Source organism: Neorhizobium sp. 2083 (assembly GCF_031455615.1).
Lineage (GTDB): Bacteria > Pseudomonadota > Alphaproteobacteria > Rhizobiales > Rhizobiaceae > Neorhizobium.
In genome coordinates this window covers 195,843-213,006 of the sequence record NZ_JAVDTC010000002.1, presented here as the reverse complement: position 1 = coordinate 213,006, position 17,164 = coordinate 195,843, and the positions used below count along the sequence as shown (strand labels likewise).

Annotated in this window: 19 protein-coding genes; 12 read left to right on the top strand and 7 right to left on the bottom strand. The window is 62.5% G+C overall.

Annotation, left to right across the window (positions count from 1 at the left end):
* Positions 1 to 103: 103 nt before the first annotated feature.
* Both J2X76_RS09100 and der read left to right on the top strand, forming a co-directional pair.
* Positions 104 to 775, top strand: a complete 672-nt coding sequence (locus J2X76_RS09100) for a tetratricopeptide repeat protein (RefSeq protein WP_113126678.1) — start codon at positions 104 to 106, stop codon at positions 773 to 775.
* A gap of 32 nt (positions 776 to 807) precedes the next feature.
* A complete protein-coding gene (gene der, locus J2X76_RS09095; protein WP_113284108.1) occupies positions 808 to 2,229 on the top strand; it encodes a ribosome biogenesis GTPase Der in 1,422 nt (473 codons plus the stop codon).
* A gap of 272 nt (positions 2,230 to 2,501) precedes the next feature.
* Here the strand turns inward: der and J2X76_RS09090 are convergent, their stop codons facing one another.
* A complete protein-coding gene (locus J2X76_RS09090; RefSeq protein ID WP_113126680.1) occupies positions 2,502 to 3,563 on the bottom strand; it encodes a glycosyltransferase family 1 protein in 1,062 nt (353 codons plus the stop codon).
* Between the two features lie 171 nt (positions 3,564 to 3,734).
* On the opposite strand from J2X76_RS09090, the gene J2X76_RS09085 reads away from it, so the two are divergent.
* Positions 3,735 to 3,929 (top strand): hypothetical protein, encoded by a 195-nt coding sequence (locus J2X76_RS09085; protein WP_310215163.1) that lies wholly within the window; start codon positions 3,735 to 3,737, stop codon positions 3,927 to 3,929.
* Between the two features lie 157 nt (positions 3,930 to 4,086).
* Here J2X76_RS09085 and J2X76_RS09080 read toward each other — a convergent pair whose 3' ends face one another.
* Both J2X76_RS09080 and J2X76_RS09075 read right to left on the bottom strand, forming a co-directional pair.
* Entirely contained in the window at positions 4,087 to 4,605 is a 519-nt protein-coding gene (locus J2X76_RS09080) for a hypothetical protein (RefSeq protein ID WP_310215161.1), read from the bottom strand.
* A 147-nt stretch (positions 4,606 to 4,752) separates the two neighbouring features.
* Positions 4,753 to 5,667 carry a sugar kinase gene (locus J2X76_RS09075; RefSeq protein ID WP_310215158.1) on the bottom strand — a complete coding sequence of 305 codons (915 nt, stop codon included), beginning with the start codon at positions 5,665 to 5,667 and terminating at the stop codon, positions 4,753 to 4,755.
* A 155-nt stretch (positions 5,668 to 5,822) separates the two neighbouring features.
* On the opposite strand from J2X76_RS09075, the gene J2X76_RS09070 reads away from it, so the two are divergent.
* On the top strand, positions 5,823 to 7,472 hold the full coding sequence (locus J2X76_RS09070; RefSeq protein ID WP_310215156.1) for an alpha-glucosidase family protein: 1,650 nt from the start codon (positions 5,823 to 5,825) through the stop codon (positions 7,470 to 7,472).
* Between the two features lies 1 nt (position 7,473).
* Here J2X76_RS09070 and J2X76_RS09065 read toward each other — a convergent pair whose 3' ends face one another.
* Positions 7,474 to 8,376: an AraC family transcriptional regulator gene (locus J2X76_RS09065; protein WP_310215153.1), complete on the bottom strand. Its 903-nt coding sequence runs from the start codon at positions 8,374 to 8,376 to the stop codon at positions 7,474 to 7,476.
* 118 nt (positions 8,377 to 8,494) lie between these two features.
* On the opposite strand from J2X76_RS09065, the gene J2X76_RS09060 reads away from it, so the two are divergent.
* The 4 genes from J2X76_RS09060 to J2X76_RS09045 all read left to right on the top strand — a co-directional run bounded on the left by J2X76_RS09060 (position 8,495) and on the right by J2X76_RS09045 (position 9,812).
* A complete protein-coding gene (locus J2X76_RS09060) occupies positions 8,495 to 8,722 on the top strand; it encodes a hypothetical protein (RefSeq protein ID WP_310215150.1) in 228 nt (75 codons plus the stop codon).
* Positions 8,715 to 9,059 carry an Atu4866 domain-containing protein gene (locus tag J2X76_RS09055; RefSeq protein WP_310215148.1) on the top strand — a complete coding sequence of 115 codons (345 nt, stop codon included), beginning with the start codon at positions 8,715 to 8,717 and terminating at the stop codon, positions 9,057 to 9,059. Before J2X76_RS09060 ends, J2X76_RS09055 begins: the two co-directional genes overlap by 8 nt.
* A gap of 61 nt (positions 9,060 to 9,120) precedes the next feature.
* Positions 9,121 to 9,534 (top strand): putative toxin-antitoxin system toxin component, PIN family, encoded by a 414-nt coding sequence (locus tag J2X76_RS09050; RefSeq protein ID WP_310215146.1) that lies wholly within the window; start codon positions 9,121 to 9,123, stop codon positions 9,532 to 9,534.
* Positions 9,531 to 9,812 carry a toxin-antitoxin system HicB family antitoxin gene (locus J2X76_RS09045; RefSeq protein WP_113126686.1) on the top strand — a complete coding sequence of 94 codons (282 nt, stop codon included), beginning with the start codon at positions 9,531 to 9,533 and terminating at the stop codon, positions 9,810 to 9,812. Before J2X76_RS09050 ends, J2X76_RS09045 begins: the two co-directional genes overlap by 4 nt.
* A gap of 6 nt (positions 9,813 to 9,818) precedes the next feature.
* On the opposite strand, the gene ade is transcribed toward J2X76_RS09045, so the two are convergent.
* Positions 9,819 to 11,516, bottom strand: a complete 1,698-nt coding sequence (ade, locus tag J2X76_RS09040) for an adenine deaminase (protein ID WP_310215143.1) — start codon at positions 11,514 to 11,516, stop codon at positions 9,819 to 9,821.
* Between the two features lie 220 nt (positions 11,517 to 11,736).
* On the opposite strand from ade, the gene J2X76_RS09035 reads away from it, so the two are divergent.
* From J2X76_RS09035 to J2X76_RS09025, 3 genes are read left to right on the top strand one after another with little or no spacing between them, the layout of a single operon-like run.
* Positions 11,737 to 13,026, top strand: a complete 1,290-nt coding sequence (locus tag J2X76_RS09035; protein ID WP_310215140.1) for a hypothetical protein — start codon at positions 11,737 to 11,739, stop codon at positions 13,024 to 13,026.
* Between the two features lie 15 nt (positions 13,027 to 13,041).
* A complete protein-coding gene (locus J2X76_RS09030) occupies positions 13,042 to 13,647 on the top strand; it encodes a hypothetical protein (protein WP_310215137.1) in 606 nt (201 codons plus the stop codon).
* Entirely contained in the window at positions 13,647 to 14,057 is a 411-nt protein-coding gene (locus J2X76_RS09025) for a hypothetical protein (RefSeq protein WP_310215134.1), read from the top strand. The genes J2X76_RS09030 and J2X76_RS09025 overlap by 1 nt, the downstream gene beginning before the upstream one ends.
* A gap of 79 nt (positions 14,058 to 14,136) precedes the next feature.
* Here the strand turns inward: J2X76_RS09025 and J2X76_RS09020 are convergent, their stop codons facing one another.
* Positions 14,137 to 15,243, bottom strand: coding sequence for a branched-chain amino acid ABC transporter substrate-binding protein (locus J2X76_RS09020; RefSeq protein WP_310215132.1), 1,107 nt, complete (start codon positions 15,241 to 15,243; stop codon positions 14,137 to 14,139).
* Positions 15,244 to 15,543: 300 nt separating this feature from the next.
* Positions 15,544 to 15,984, bottom strand: coding sequence for a MarR family transcriptional regulator (locus tag J2X76_RS09015; RefSeq protein WP_310215129.1), 441 nt, complete (start codon positions 15,982 to 15,984; stop codon positions 15,544 to 15,546).
* A 283-nt stretch (positions 15,985 to 16,267) separates the two neighbouring features.
* On the opposite strand from J2X76_RS09015, the gene J2X76_RS09010 reads away from it, so the two are divergent.
* A complete protein-coding gene (locus J2X76_RS09010; protein ID WP_310215127.1) occupies positions 16,268 to 17,107 on the top strand; it encodes an alpha/beta hydrolase in 840 nt (279 codons plus the stop codon).
* The last annotated feature ends 57 nt before the right edge of the window (positions 17,108 to 17,164 follow it).

The window sequence follows — 17,164 nt, the reverse complement described above, 5'->3', positions numbered from 1 at the left end:
AGCCACTTTTGCGCGACAGACGTTAAGGGGGGCCTTACATCTCCGGGAAAATAGGCTAGAAGGCGCTTTTCCGCATGATGGGCCGGTTGGGCCGGAGACTTTGATGGCGCAGGACGACGACAGTTTTATTCGCGAAGTGAACGAGGAACTTCGTTCCGACCAGTTCAGGGGCGCATGGCAGCGTTACGGCCGGATCGTGATCGCGGTCGCCGTGCTGATCGTCGTCGGCACCGCCGCCTATCGCGGTTACCAGTACTGGGACACGCATAATTCCTCGCAGTCCGGCGACCGTTTCCTGGCGGCCCTGAAGCTCGCCTCGGAAAACAAGAACGACGAGGCGCTTGCCGCATTCGACGCGCTCGAAAAGAGCGGCACCGGCGCCTATCCCGTGCTCGCCAGGCTGCGCGCCGGTTCGGTGCAGCAGTCGAAGGGCGATGCGGCCGGCGCGATCGCCACCTTCTCGGCGGTCGGCAAGGACGCCAAGGCGCCGCAGGCGATGCGTGACCTGGCCCGGATGCGCGCCGCATGGCTGCTGATCGACAACGGCACCTATGAACAGGTGGCCGCAGAGGTGCAGCCGATGGCGGTGCCAGCCAATCCGCTCGCCAATTCCGCCCGCGAGGCGCTCGGCCTTGCCGCCTACAAGGCCGGCAAGATCGCGCAGGCCAAGGAATGGTTCCAGCAGATCGCCAATGACGCCTCTGCGCCGCGCAACGTCGCCAACCGCGCGCAGATCATGCTCGACAACATCGCCTCTTCCGGCAAGGCGCCCTGACGGTTTTCGCCCAGGGCTTTAAGGACAACAGAATGAGTTTCACCGTCGCCATCGTCGGACGCCCGAATGTCGGCAAGTCCACGCTTTTCAATCGTCTGGTTGGAAAGAAGCTGGCGCTTGTCGACGACACGCCGGGTGTCACCCGCGACCGCCGGCCGGGCGACGCCAAACTCATCGATCTGAAGTTCACGATCATCGATACCGCCGGTCTCGAGGAGGCCGGTCCCGATACACTCGAAGGCCGCATGCGCGCCCAAACCGAGGCGGCGATCGACGATGCCGACCTGACGCTGTTCGTGGTCGACGCCAAGTCCGGCCTGACGCCGCTCGACAAGACATTCGGCGAGCTCCTGCGCCGTAGCGGCAAGCCGGTCGTGCTGGTCGCCAACAAGTCGGAAGCGCGCGGTTCCGACGCAGGGTTCTACGATGCCTATACGCTCGGCTTGGGCGAACCGGTGCCGATCTCGGCCGAACACGGCCAGGGGATGATCGACCTGCGCGACGCGATCGTCGAGGCGCTCGGCGAGGAGCGGGCGTTTCCGGAAGACGACGACGAGGCGGAAACCGATATCGACGTCCGGGACAGCGATTTTTCGGACGAGGACGAGTCCGAGCCGGAATATGACGAGACCAAGCCGCTGCGCGTCGCCATCATCGGCCGCCCGAATGCCGGCAAATCGACGCTGATCAACCGTTTCCTCGGCGAGGACCGGCTGCTGACCGGGCCGGAGGCGGGCATTACCCGCGACAGTATCTCGGTCGAGTGGGACTGGCGCGGCCGCACCATCAAGATGTTCGACACCGCCGGCATGCGCCGCAAGGCGCGCGTCCAGGAAAAGCTCGAAAAGCTGTCGGTGGCGGATTCGCTCCGGTCGATCCGGTTCGCCGAGACGGTGGTGATCGTTTTCGACGCGACCATCCCGTTCGAAAAGCAGGACCTGCAGCTCGTGGACCTGGTGCTGCGCGAAGGCCGTGCCGCCGTGCTCGCCTTCAACAAGTGGGACCTGGTCGAGGACACGCAGGCGGTGCTGGCCGATCTGCGCGAAAAGACCGAGCGCCTGCTGCCGCAGGCGCGCGGGCTTCGCGCCGTGCCGATCTCCGGCCAGACGGGCTACGGGCTCGACAAGCTGATGCAGAACATCATCGACACCGACCGGGTGTGGAACAAGCGCATCTCGACCGCAAGGCTTAATCGCTGGCTCGACAGCGTGCAGACCCAGCATCCGCCACCGGCGGTATCGGGTCGCCGCCTCAAGCTCAAATACATGACCCAGGTGAAATCCCGTCCGCCGGCTTTCATGGTGTCCTGCACCAGGCCCGACGCGCTGCCGGAAAGTTATGTCCGCTACCTGATCAACGGGTTGCGGACGGATTTCGACATTCCGGGCGTGCCGATCCGCATGCATTTCAAGGCGGGCGAAAATCCGTTCGAGGGGCGCAAGAAGAAGCGTTAGGGGTTTCGGGACTGCGTCTCTTTTGGATGGCGCTTGGGGCTGCCCCTCATCCGGCTGCCGCCACCTTCTCCCCGTTTTGACGGGGAGAAGGATGCAAGCCGCAAGCTCTCGGTTCCAACCGCTGCCTCGGATTGCGGCCGTCATTTTGCAGCGGTGAGGTTAGCGGGAGCGGTGCGGCATCGTTTCCTTCTCCCCGTCAAAACGGGGAGAAGGTGCCCGGCAGGGCGGATGAGGGGGCAGCCCTGAGCCAGCAGCCGCGAGAGGGTTTGCGCCTATACCGCCGAAGGCCGAATTCCGCCGCGCGGGGCGGGCAGTTTCGGTTTGCCCTGAGCGATCATCACATTGTTCAAAAACTGTTTCGACGCCGCTTCCCAGGTGAACTTGCGGGCAAGCGTCCGGGCGTTTTCGCGTGAGCAGTTCAGCGCCGCAAGGCATGCTTCGCGCAGATCTTCGCTCAGCGCGCCGGCGCCGGAACCCTCCTCGATGATGTCGATCGGGCCGGTGACCGGGTAGGCCGCGACCGGCACGCCGCTTGCCAGCGCTTCGAGGATCGTGTTGCCGAACGTGTCGGTCTTCGACGGAAAGACGAAGACGTCGGCCTGGGCATAGGCGCGGGCGAGATCGTCGCCGGTCTTCATGCCGGTGAACAGCACGTTCGGATACCGTCTCTGCAGATCGGCGCGGGCCGGGCCGTCGCCGACCACGACCTTGGAGCCGGGAAGATCGAGATCGAGGAAGGCGGGCAGGTTTTTTTCCACCGCGACGCGGCCGACGGTCATGAAGATCGGGCGCGGCAGGTCGAAGGGCCTTTCGTCGAGATCCATCGGGTGGAACATGGTCTGGTCGATGCCCCGGCTCCAGCGCAGCAGGTTCTTCAGCCCGAGCTTCGAGAGCTCGCGCTCGAGGCTTGCGGTCGCCACCATGCAGCCGTTGCCGGCATTGTGGAACCAGCGCACGAAGGCGTGCAGCCAGCGGACCGGGATCGGGAAACGCGCCGACACATATTCCGGAAAGCGGGTGTGGTAGCTGGTCGAGAACGGAATGTGGTTCTTGAGGCACCAGCGGCGGGCAAGCAGGCCGAGCGGGCCTTCGGTGGCGATGTGCACGGCGGTCGGCATCGACGCCTCGATGGCGGTGGCAACCTGCCAGGACGTGGCGACCGAGAGGCGGATTTCCGGATAGGTGGGGCAGGGGACGCTGGTGAAATCCTGCGGCGTCACCATGGTCACGTCGACGCCCATCCGGGCGAGTTCGCGGTTGGTATTCTCGATCGAACGGACGACGCCGTTCACCTGAGGGTACCAGGCATCCGTCACGATGGTTATTCTTGTCATGAAAGGCCGAACCCGGTTGCCGCTCCATCCACGACTCGCGTGTGACGGAGCGTTTTCAGCCCTCTATCGCCAAGGATTGTAACAGAGTGATGAAGGAGGCATGTCGGGGGCCGACGTTCAATTGTTGGACAAAGGCCGATGTGATATCCGGTTCTCTAAGGAGATATCTTCATGCCTCTTTTCATTAGGGACGAAGAACTTGCTGGGAAGCCGGTTGCTCTTCCGTGGCTTCCGGAAGGGGGGAAGGCGAAAGTGCCCCTGGAGGAACGATTGGAAAGGGCACTTGCCATGGCCAAGGCGCTCGGACCTTCGAATCCAAAGTTCGACCGGAAGGCGTTCATTGACGAACTCTGGGACGATCTCTGATAGTTCTGACTTTTTGATCATCGAGACAAAGCATCGCCTACAAGGGCGAGGATTTCATTCACACCGACATGGCGTGAATGCGGCCAATTCGCCGATTCCCGATACCCTTCCGGATCGCCGGCTGACGCTCGGGCGAGGGCAGCCGGCGCCGGGTGGACTATTCGGCGGCGATGGTGAATTCCTGATCGAATGTCGACGTCTGGTCGCCGCTCATATCGTGGATCGTGTAGGTCAGGGTGTATTTGCCGGCCGGCGCGCCCGTCAGCGTCAAGGTGAAGTCCATGGAGAATTCCATGTTGGCGTTGTGGCTCTGCAGAACATTTGTGGAGAAGGCCTTCTTGTCGAGCATGACGTCGCCGTTCGCCGCCTTGATCTTCAGGTCGGATACGAAGTTGAGTTCATACATGTCGTGGGGAAGCTCTTTCCAGCCGTAGCCGATCGGCTCGACATAGGTGATGACCTTTTCGCCCTGCTTGAAAATGCTGGACTGCTTCTCCTGGTAGATGCCGTAGCCGGTGGAGGGGGCGGTGACGAAGGTCACCAGGCGCTCCGTCAGGCCGAGCTTTCCCCATGCCTCGTAGGTCTTTTCCTCGGCCTTGGTGAGCGCGTCGATCGGAGCGGAGTATGCCGCCGGGGACAGGAAGAGGACGGTCAGGGCGGCAAGAGCGATACGCATTTCATTTCCTCGTTGGGAGCCATCGGAAGCCGCGCCACTCTCCCAGACAATGACTGAGAATTGATTGATGACAGGCCCCGAAAAGAGCGGGAAATGGCGTCTGTTTCGGCGCCCGCGCTGCGTCTGGCCGTCGGGGCCGGCGGTGTCTTAACCCGGCAGCAGCGCCGGGCTGATCAGGGCACCGTGATGGCCGATGACGACCGAGGCGACAGAGGCGCCGTAGGCGGCCGCCTGTGCCGGCGGGATGCCGCGGACGAGGCGGGACAGGAAGGCGCCGTTAAAGCTGTCGCCGGCGCTGGTGGTATCGACGACCTGGGTTGTTCTGACCGATGGGACGTGGACGGCGCCGGTTTCGCCAAAACTCAGCGTCGCGCCATCCGCACCGTTCTTGACGACCACGTTCTCGACGCCGAGCGCGTGGTAGCGGGCGATCGTGTCTGACACCGTCACGTCGCCGAAATGGGTGGTCTCGTCGTCGAAGCTCGGCAGCACGAGGGAGGCGGCACGGGCGCCGGCCTCGATCGTCTTCAGCATATACTCCCTGTTCGGCCAGAGGCGGGGGCGGATGTTCGGGTCGAAGGCGACCGTCTTGCCGGAAGCCTTGGCGCGGCGCAGTTCCGACAGCAGCGTCTCGACCGCTTCGGGGCCAAGGATGCCGAGCGTGATGCCGGAGAAATAGAGGATGTTGGCGGATTCGATCGCTGAGCGCAGATGATCCGCATCGTCGGCGAGCTTCTTTGCGGCGGCGGTGTCGCGCCAGTAGCTGAAGGTGCGTTCGCCATTCTTCAGCGTGATCAGATAGAGGCCGGGCGTCTTGCCTTCGATGCGGCGGATGAAGCTCGTGCCGATGCCGGCATCCCTCATCATCGACAGCATTTCGGTCGACAGGGGATCGTCGCCGACGGCGGTGAAATAATCCACCGACCATTCGGCCGGCAGGCAGGCGCGGGCATACCAGGCGGTGTTGAACGTATCGCCGGCAAAGCCCTTGCGCAGCAGGCCTTCGCCCGCCTGCGACAGCTCCACCATGCACTCGCCGATCGAAAGAAGCCGTCCGCCCAATTGCATCCCTCCCGTATTTTGAAACTCGCATAGGCCGAAGTTTCCGCCGTGGCAAGAGAGCGGTTCGGCAACTTCGCAGAGCCCTGCTTATGCGTTGTCTTTTGAACGGGGGACACTAGGTTGGGCTGGAACATTGGAGAAAGGAGAGTCGGACGATGGCGACACAGGCGGTGAAGGCAGTCGATGCGAACTGGTGGCGCGGCGCGGTGATCTACCAGATCTATCCGCGCTCCTTTCAGGACACGAGCGGCGACGGGATCGGCGACATCAAGGGCATTACCGCGCGCCTGCCGCATGTCGCCTCGCTCGGCGTCGATGCGATCTGGCTTTCGCCCTTCTTCACCTCGCCGATGGCCGACATGGGCTATGACGTGTCCGACTATTGCAATGTCGACCCGATGTTCGGCGCGCTCGCCGATTTCGACGAGATGATGGCGGAAGCCGAGCGCCTGGGGCTGAAGGTGATCATCGACCAGGTGATTTCCCACACGTCCGACCGGCATCCGTGGTTCGTCGAAAGCCGTTCCAGCCGCACCAATCCGAAGGCCGACTGGTATGTCTGGGCCGATCCGAAGCCGGACGGCACGGCGCCGACCAACTGGCTGTCGATCTTCGGCGGGCCGGGCTGGGAATGGGACGGGGTGCGCAAGCAATATTACATGCACAACTTCCTGATCGCCCAGCCGGACCTCAACTTCCACAATCCCGACGTCCAGAACGCCATGCTGGACACGGTGCGCTTCTGGCTCGATCGCGGCGTGCACGGTTTCCGGCTCGATACGGTCAACTACTATTTCCACGACAAGCAGCTGCGCAACAATCCGCCGATGGTCTACGACACCGACGGGGCGGGCATGGAGACGGACACCAATCCCTATTCCATGCAGAACCACCTCTATGACAAGACGCAGCCCGAAAACATCGGCTTCCTGAAGCGGCTCCGGGCGCTGCTCGACAGCTATGACGGCCGCGCGACCGTCGGAGAGGTGGGCGACGGGCCGCGTTCGCTCTCGACGCTGGCGCTCTACACGACCGGCAATGACAAGCTGCACATGTGCTACACCTTCGATTTCCTGGGCCCCGCCTTCGACGCGGCCTATATCCGCAAGGTGATGACGACGGTGGCGGACACAGTCACCAACGGCTGGGTGTGCTGGGCGTTTTCCAACCATGACGTGGTGCGCCATGTGACCCGCTTCGCCGAGTCACCGGCCGAGCAGGATCGCGTCGCGAAACTGTCGATCACGCTGCTTTCCGTGCTGCGCGGTTCGATCTGCCTCTATCAGGGCGAGGAGCTGGGGCTGACCGAGGCGGAGCTCTCGTTCGAGGATCTGCGCGATCCCTACGGCATCCGCTTCTGGCCGGCCTTCAAGGGCCGCGACGGATGCCGCACGCCGATGGTGTGGGAAGCGGGGGAGCCGCATGCGGGCTTCACCGCCGGTTCGAAAACCTGGCTGCCGGTGCCGGGCGAACATGCAAGCCGCGCCGTCGATGCGCAGGAGGCGCTGCCGGAATCCGTGCTGCACCACTACCGGGCGGCGCTTTCCTTCCGCAAGGCGCATCCGCCGCTAGTCGACGGCGACATGACCTTCCTCGACACCAATCAGGACCTGCTCGCCTTCGTGCGCGAAAAGGGCGGCGAAAAGCTGCTGTTCGTCTTCAACCTGACCCGCGAGCCGCAAAACTTCACCCTGCCGAAACGATTCGGCGAAAGCCTGCCGGTCAACCTGCCGGGCTTCGAGTCGCGGCTGGAAAAGGGCGTCGTGAAACTCGACGCGCTCGACGTGTTCTGCGCGAGGGTGTGAATTAGGCCTCGGCGTAACGGGCAGGCTCGCTTCTGAGCCTTGTTATGTCCTGGATCGGCGGAGCGCCGAACAGGCGGCGGTATTCGCGGCTGAACTGCGAGGGGCTGTCATAACCGACCTGATGGGCGGCGGTGGCGGCATCCATGGCATTGCCGAGGATGAGGCGCCGGGCTTCCTGCAGGCGCAGCTGCTTCTGATATTGCAGCGGGCTCATCGCGGTTACCTCGCGAAAATGCTGATGCAGCGACGACGTGCTCATGCGCGCCTCGACCGCGACCTGCTCGATCGAAAAGGGCGCGGAAAAGTTCTGACGGATCCAGGAAATCGCCCGGTTGACCTGCTGCAGCCGGTTTTCGGGCGCGAGAATCTGGCGGATCATCTCGGCCTGGTCGCCGCGCAGCAGCCGGAACATCAGTTCCCGCTCGATCAGCGGTGCGAGAAAGGCGATCTCGTCCGGGCGGTCGAGAAGCTGGGTGAGGCGAAGCGCGGCATCGAGGAATTCCAGGGTGGTCCGGCTGAGGCCGATGCATTTCTTGCGCATGACCGGCTGGCCGGACGCAGTCGGCATGTCGATCAGCATCTCGGTCAACAGTTTCAGGTCGAGATCGAGACGCAGGCAGAGATAGGGCTCTTCCTGCGTCGCCTCGATGACTTGGCCGGTGATGGGCATGTCGACCGAGACGACCAGATACTGGCCGGGGGTGTAACGAAAGATCTCGTCGGCGAGCATGACCTGCTTTGCACCTTGCGTGATGATGCAGACCGCCGGCTCGTGGAGGACGTGCAGCGGCTCGGTCGGCGTCGACATGCGGATCACCGAAAGGCGCGGGATCGCGGTTTCGAACACGCCATCCTCATCGGTGTTTTGTGCAATCAGCCGGGCGATCTGATCGAGTTTTTCCATCCTGGGTCTCGGTTGAAAGTGCGAATGCGATGAAAATCGGCATGTCTGCGATGTGATGTGGTCATCATATGGTGGTGCCGCCGGCCATTTCAAATGCGCTTCGGAGGATTGTGCAATCATGCCGGAGGACTGGTCTACCGCTCATTCCCCGCTTTCGACCATATTCGGCTCGTCCGATCGAACCAGCCCGGACAAAATGGAGATGGTGATGAGCAACTTCCAGCGCTTACTTGAAAGCCCCTTCCATTGGGCCGCCGATGTCGCCGGCGGCTTCCTCAAGCGCTCCCGCGGCATGCAACGCAGCCGCCGCGAGCGGATGGCGAGGCGGGATCACCTCAATGGCTGACCGATCTTTCCGGGCGACTCTGGCGCTCGCCGCATGTGCCGCAGCCTTCGTCGCGGGCGTCACGGCATTCGGCCACGATATCAGGGAACAGGAGAAGATGATGACCGAACATCCCTATGCCGGAATGTGGGTGACCGACGACAACCACATCCGCCACGAACTGCTGCCGAACGGCCGCTACGTGGAAGCGCGCGGCACCCGTGAGAAGGCCTATGAGGGCCGCTACTGGGTGACCGGCGACCATATCGACTACAAGGACGACACCGGGTTTACCGCGGATGGGGATTTCCGCGACGGCGTGCTCTATCACGGGGGAATGGTGTTGAGGCGCAGGTGAGGCGAGGCGGCATTGAAACATCCCATGGGATGTATTATGGTCAATGTCGATGAAACGGCTCGTGCTCGATACCAATGTTCTGGCTGCCGGTTACCGAAGTCGCGGTGGAGCGTCCTTCGCTATTCTGCAATTAATAGGCTCGCTGCAAATCAGGCCTCTTGTCACAGTGGCCTTGTTTCTCGAATACGAAGCGGTTCTCAAAAGAACTGAACATATAGACGCTCATGGAATGGCGTTGGCTGATATCGACCGGGCTCTTGCGGGTTTTCTGACGCTGGCAGAGCCTGTCGACGTTCATTATCAATGGCGCCCGCAGCTTTCGGACGCAAAGGACGAAATGGTGCTTGAGGCAGCACTCAACGGCCGAGCTGAGGCATTGATAACGCACAATGTTCGAGATTTCGATCAGGCAAGGAAGCCATTCGGAATTCGAATACTAAGACCTAGCGAATTGCTGGAGGAGCTCAGGACATGAGTACAAACACATATCCGTTGAAACTTCCTGCTTCAATCAAGGCAGCCGCTACGCGGCTGGCGAAAGAGGACGGCGTATCCTTGAATCAATGGATCGCGTCAGCAGTTGCTCAGAAAATCGGAGCGGTTGAGACCGCTGCGGAGTTTCTAAAAAAACGCGCTGGCAATGCGACGCGAGAGGATTTTCTTAACTCGCTCGAAAATGTTCCCGACAATCCGCCCATGGAAGGCGATGAGCTTCCCGAGGGCTGGATGAAAGCAAAAGGCTATCAGAAGTAGGTTTGCTCACCCGATCAGCGCGAACCTGTCCACATCCACCATGCCCTTGTCCGAGATCTTCAGGTGCGGGATGACCGGGAGTGGCAGGAAGGCGACCTGGAGGAAGGGTTCCTGGAGCGTCGTGCCGAGCGCGTAGGCGGCCTGGCGGAGGTGGTGGAGGGTGTCGCGGACCACTTCGTAGGGCTCGAGGCTCATCAGGCCGGCGACGGGCAGCGCGATTTCGCCGGTGACCTCGCCGTCTTCCACCACCACGAAGCCGCCGTGGATCTCGCCGAGCCGATTGGCGGCCATCGCCATGTCGTCCTCGCTGACGCCGACGACGCAGATATTGTGGCTGTCATGGCCGACCGTCGAGGCGATCGCGCCCTTCTTCAATCCGAAACCCTGGACGAAACCGTTGGCATGGTTGCCGTTCTTGCCGTGCCGTTCGATGACCGCGACCTTGATGATGTCGCGGGCAAGATCGAGGCCGGTCTGGTTGCCGGTGGCGGGCAGGCGGTACCGGCGGTGTTCGGTGATGATTTTTCCCGGCATCACACCGATCACCGGCGTTTCGCCTTCGGTTGCCGGAACGCCGAAATGCATGGCTTGCACCGGACGCGCCCTAACGCTGTCGAGCCCGACCGGGGCGACGGGTTTGCGGGTGGCGAAGAGTTCGTCCGTGACCTTGCGGCCGGCCGAGAAGACCATGTCTGCCTTGCAGTTTTCGAGGCTATCGATGACCACGAGGTCGGCCCGCCAGCCGGGTGCGACGAGGCCACGGTCGCGCAAGGCGAAGGCGCGCGCGGCTGAAATAGAAGCGGCGCGGTAGACGGCGAGCGGTTCGACGCCGTTGGCGATCGCAGTGCGGATCATGTAGTCGAGATGCCCCTGTTCGGCGATGTCGAGCGGGTTGCGATCGTCGGTGCAGAGCGCGAGATAGGGTGAAAGGCGTTCGGTGAGGAGGGGCATCAGGGCTGCCAAGTCCTTGGAGACCGAGCCCTCGCGCACCAGGATATGCATGCCCTTGCGGATCTTTTCGAGCGCCTCCTCGGCGGTGGTGCATTCGTGTTCGGTGCGGATGCCGGCCGCGAGGTAGCCGTTGAGGTCGTTGCCCCGCAGCAGCGGCGCGTGGCCGTCGATATGGTCGCCATAGAAGGCGTCGAGCTTGGCGAGGCAGACCGGGTCCTTGTGAATGACGCCCGGGAAATTCATGAATTCCGCAAGTCCGATGACCTTGGGATGGTCGCGGAAAGGCAGCAGCTTTTCGATCGGCAGATCGGCGCCGGCCGTCTCCAGATGGGTAGCGGGCACGCAGGAGGAGAGCTGGACGCGGATGTCCATGATCGTTTCCAGCGAGGAATCCAGGAAGAATCGTATGCCCTCGGTGCCGAGCACGTTGGCGATCTCATGCGGATCGCAGATCGCGGTCGTGACGCCATAGGGCAGCACGCAGCGGTCGAACTCATGCGGTGTCACCAGCGACGATTCGATGTGCAGATGCGTGTCGATGAAGCCCGGCACGACGATCCTGCCGGAAATGTCGATCTCGGTCCGGCCGGTATAGGTCCCGCAGGTGCCGACGATGCGGTCACCTGAGATGGCGATGTCGGAAGCGACAAGCTCGCCGGTGACGAGATCGAAGAATTGTCCGCCCTTCAGCACGATATCGGCGGGCTCGCGGCCGGTGCCCTGGTCGATGAGGGTTTCGAGACGGGTGGTCATGGCAGGCTCCGATTCCGTTTGCACCATTCTAGCGGGGTGCCCGCGACAAGGGAAATACGGCAACGGAAAAACGGGGGTGCATGCGGGGGTAGCAAATCCGCCGTCCTTCACCCCTGAGTTATGCTGCTGATACATTCCACCTGAAATTGCTTTGTCAAACTGGCGTTACAACTCGACGCTATTGAGGGATAGAGTGGATGCTCACGGGATGGAGGACACTATGGATATCTATCAGCAGATCTGGGATGCGGACCAGGCGGGAAACGGCGTGCAGCCGATCCTGCCCGGGCAGGCGGGCGATGCGGCGCGGGGGTCGGTGACGGTCGTCGCGAGAGCCGACGTGGGCGAGGACACGAAAATCCTCCGCGACGTCACCATTCCCGCGTCCAAACAGCTGACCTATGATCGGGTGCTGAAACTGTTCGACAATTATGCGTTGGACGAACAGGACACCGAGGTCGAAACTCCCGAGGAGCGCGAGGAGGTCCACGATCTGCTGGAGGCGGTCATCGACACGCCGCCGATGCAGGTGGCGCGGGATTACGTCGCCACCGCTACGGGAACGGCGATTTCCCGCGATCGCTGGTACGGGGTTCTGCTGGAGCATTGGTTCCGCACTTTCTCGCAGGGCGGCGACCCGGCGCTCAGCGGTTTCGAACACGTCTTTGTCGGCGAACAGGAAGGTCCGAAGGTTCAGGGCTATCACTTCTGGTACAAATATTACCTCGACGACGGGCTTGCCACGACCTTCGACCGCAATACCTTCCCCGGCTTCGACGACGACCGGATCGCCTATGTGCGCGGTCTCTACCAGAACGGCCAGGAGAGGTTCCCGGAATCCGTCACCATTTCCTACAAATGGCGGGCACCGGACTATTCCCGCTGGACCCCGGGCGACAATCCCTCGGGCGTCATCCGCCCCCTCACCAAACCGACCGGCGGCTTTTTCGTCGGCTGCAGCGTCGAGGGCCTGATGGCGATCGGCTCGGTCCGCGCCCATCTCGGGGCACGGGCGCCGAAGGAGGCGGCGATCAACGGGGGGCGCTATGATCTCAAGGTGTTCCGCAGCGCCAACGACCAGAATATCCGCACCTTCTATCCGGTCTATCTCGGCCCCGCCGAGGGCGGCGTGGTGCCTGGTCCGGTGGTGACGCCGACAGAGCCGGCCCGGCCGCCGATCATCGGCAGCCCGATCCGCATCCTGGCCGCGCTGGTCAATCCGGCCGGCGAAGACGAGGGCAAGGAAACGGTGACACTGATCAATACCGGCACTGCGCGAGAGCGTCTTGAAGGATGGCTGCTGGTCGACAAGATGGGGCATCGCTATTCCGTCAACGACGTGACGCTGGATCCCGGCGTGGCGACGACCGTTCTCCTGCCCCGCAACTCGATCCAGCTTTCCAACCAGGGCGGCGAGATCCGGCTGGTCAACCGGGATGGCCACACGGCCCACCTGGTGACCTATTCCAAGGCGCAGGCCCGCGATCAGGGGCGCACGATTGTCTTCTAATCAAGGGGGAGGACCATGGTGGGCGAGCGTCTCCAGCAACTCCTCGACAAGGCGTTGGCGACGCTCTCCGTCGATGCTTCGCAGCAGGCCCGGCAGCGGCTGGAAGCGCGATTGCGGGAGCTTTCCGCCGAACTCTTCCTCGAATGGGTGACCGGGGAGCGGCGGTTCGAAAGCCAGACCCAGCAGACGGAACACTGGATCGCCCGTTTCTACGAGGAGATCTTTCCCGATGAACAGCCGGTCGGCACGGTCCTCTACGAACGGTTCGGCCTTCCCCTGCCGCGGGCGAACTATATCGCCCGGCTCTTGCGCACCCGGCGGGCGGCGCAGTGGCGCGACGCTGCGCGCCAGGAGCTGATGACGATGCTCGAGGCCTGCCGCGAAAAGGCGAAGACGGCGAGCGCCACGGGGCAGGGCATATTCGAAATCGACATCAGCCTTTCGGCAGGGGCAGCCGACGAGCTGAGGGTACAGTTCGACCGGTATTGCGCCGCGGTGCCGCCGGAAAAGCGACCGCGGCCGCCGAAGGCCAAACCGTCATTGGGGACGACGCGCTGGTTCGGCGTACCGGCGGATACCGTGCTGCTGCTTCTCGATTTTCCGAACAAGGGGGACAAGTGATGAATCTCGTCGGACTGATGCTCAGCCTTGCCGGCCTGGTCGGCAGTTTCTTCAACATCCAGCTCAGCCAATGGCTGCGCGACCTGATGGCGCTCAGGCAGAAGGTCGAGCTCAACCAGTTGCATGCCAACGAGGCCCAGCAGAAGGCGATCGTCGAGTGCCGCATCGAGTTCCGCAAGCTCTCGAACAACGACACCTACATCATCAATTTCGCCGTCCTCGCCTTCGTCGTCTTCGTGCTCGTCAACGGATTGCTGATGGCCTCGACCTCGTCCGCCGACGCGCTTTATCCCTATGTGATGACGGCCCTGGTGGTGTTCCTGATCTTCTTCGTGGTGATGTCGCTCTGGCTTTTCTCGCGCGGCAACGAAACGGCGAAGTCGATCAGGAAGGTGCTCGACGGGATCTGAAATCGGTCCTCGAAGAAAGATGGGCGCCCGCAGGCGCCCATCGCGAATATCGGTGTTATCGAGCATCGGGTTGCCGATGTCACTCGGCGGCGACGATCTTGCCGTCTTCCCACTTGAACAGCGAGAAGCTCTGCGAGGTGAGGTCGCCCGTCTTGCCATAGGTGAGCTTGCCGATGGCGGTGGCGATCGGTTCGCCGGACTTGATGGCGGCGGCGACCGCTTCCGTATCCTCGGCGCTCTTTGCCTTTTCGATGCCGGCCTTGATGACTTCGACGGCGGCATAGGCGTTCAGCGTGAAGGCTTCGGCGGGGATCTTGCGGGCGGCGAGTGCTTCGGCGGCAGCCTTGGAGTCCGGGCTCTTGGTCGCGTCGGAAGCGTTGGTGAAGATCGTGCCGGCCGCGGCCTTGGTGCCGATGTTCCAGTATTCGCTGTTCGACAGGCCGTCGCCGCCGATGATCGTCGCCTTGACGCCGAGATCGGCGAGCTGGCGGGCGAGCAGGCCGCCTTCCGGATGGTAGCCGCCGAAATAGATGACTTCGACATTCTGCGACTTCAGGCGGGTGGTGAGCGCGCTGAAATCCTTGTCGCCCGGGGTGACGGCGTCGTCGAGCACTTCCTTGACGCCACCGGCATTCAGCGCGGCCTTGAAGGCGTCGGCGAGGCCTTTGCCATAGGCGCCCTTGTCGTTGATGATCGCGACCTTCTTGTCCTTGAGGGTCTTCAGGACGTAGTTGGCGGCGACCACGGCCTGCTGGTCGTCGCGGCCGCAGGTGCGGAACACGTTGGTGAGGCCGCGGGTGGTGAGGGCAGGGGTGGTCGCGGTGGGGGTGACCATCAGCACGCCGTTTTCAGCCAGAGCATCGGAGGCCGGCATGGCGACGCCCGAGGTCACGGGGCCGACCACGAAGCGGATGCCTTCGCCGACCAGCTGGTTGGCGGCGGAAACGCCCTGCTTGGGCTCGGCTGCGTCGTCGGCCGCCTTCAGGACGACCTTCTCGCCCAGAATGCCGCCCTTCTTGTTGATTTCGGCAATGGCGGTCTCGGCGCCGTTCTTGACCTGGTCACCATAGGCGGCGACGGGGCCGGTGAGCGGCGCGATCAGGCCGATGACGATATCGGCATGGGCAAGCGGTGCGAAAGTCAGGGAAACGAGCGCAGTTGCGCCCAAAAGCGTCTTGAGGTTCATTTTGGTCTCCTTGGGTGGGGGCTTCAACCCCGCGGTGAACGCCGCATCTCGTCTTCCGTCTTCGATGTCGCGCCTGGCGCGGTCGTGCCAATGACGGGAGGCGATGTGGTCGATACCGTGCCGAGCCATTTTTGGCTTTCGGCTGCCGGCAGCCAATTCTGTATGAATTGCCGCGGGATTCCGCAAGAAGATAACAAGACCGGGCCCGGTTTTGTGATTTTTACGAAAAACTGCCCGGAAAATGCAGAAGTTCGCCGGGATTCGCGATTCCGGCCGGGGCGGTCGGCAGGCCGCGAAATCTTACGCCTTCTGCTCCAGAGCGCCGAGGAAGGCCTGCACCTGCCGGTTGAAGGCCTGGAATTCCCTCGGCGTCATACCGGACCGCTCCATCAGGGTGTCACCGAGGCATTTGCTCTTCGCGATCAGGGCGTGGCCCGCGTCGGTCAGCCAGACATGCACCTGGCGTTCGTCCGTCTTGCTGCGCCGGCGCTCAAGAAGGCCCGCCTGTTCGAGCCGCTTTACCGGCGGGGTGATGGTGCTCGATTCCAGCGCCAGCCGATCGGCGATCGTGCCGACCGTCGAGCCGTCCTGTTCGCCGAGCACGCTCAGCACCAGATATTGCGGATAGGTGATGCCCATCTCGTCGAGCATCGGCTTGTAGGCGCGGTTGATGGCGATATTCGCCCCATAGAGCGAAAAGCAGAGCTGATCATCGAGCGGCGGAAGGGGGGAGGCGGACATGCTGGCTCCGGGGCTGTTCCAGGTTCGTGGGATGTAGATAGCATAAATTTGTTATCGCGATAAATATTTTTGTAGACGGCATTAGGGAATGTCGCTATGCATATGTTTATCGCGATAACAAATATCGAGATATTAAAATCGCGATAACCCGAAAAGTGTGGTTCAAGGGAACGACACGCAACGGTATTATGAATGCCTGGCACGGCCCCCGCCTGTTTTTTGGCCGCGCCTGACATTCATGTCTCAGTCATTCGAAAATCAGTTTCAAAAGGACAAGAGGACCATGACCAGCAATTTCATCACCACCAGGGACGGCACGCAGATCTTCTACAAGGACTGGGGTTCGAAGGATGCCCAGCCGGTCGTCTTCCATCACGGCTGGCCGCTTTCGGCCGACGACTGGGACGCCCAGATGCTGTTTTTTCTGCATCAGGGTTTTCGCGTCATCGCCCATGACCGCCGCGGTCACGGCCGCTCCAGCCAGACCGAGACCGGCAACGAAATGGATACCTATGCCGCCGATGTCGCGGAGCTTGCCGCCCATCTCGACCTGAAGAACGCCATCCATGTCGGCCATTCGACCGGCGGCGGCGAAGTCGCCCGCTACGTCGCGCAATATGGCGGCGGCGGCCGGGTGGCGAAGGCGGTGCTGATGGGCGCCGTGCCGCCGATCATGTTGAAGACCGAAAACAACCCCGGTGGCCTGCCGATCGAAGTCTTCGACGGTTTTCGCGCAGCTCTCTCCGCCAACCGCGCGCAATTCTTCCGCGATGTGCCGGCCGGCCCATTCTACGGCTTCAACCGTCCGGGCGCCGTGGTTTCCGAAGGCGTGATCCAGAACTGGTGGCGGCAGGGCATGATGGGCGGCACCAAGGCCCATTACGATTGCATCAAGGCCTTTTCCGAAACCGATTTCACGGAGGACCTGAAGGCGATCGACGTGCCTATTCTCGTTTTGCATGGCGACGACGACCAGATCGTGCCGATCGCCGACTCGGCGCTGCTTGCCGTGAAGCTTTTGAAGAATGGCACCCTGAAGGTCTATGAAGGCCTGCCGCACGGCATGGCAACGACCCATGCGGATGTGATCAACGCCGACCTGCTGGCCTTCTTCAAGGGCTGAGACCGCCCTAGACGCAGATCCCGACGTGAATGGAAGCACCGCCTCGTGGCCGATGGG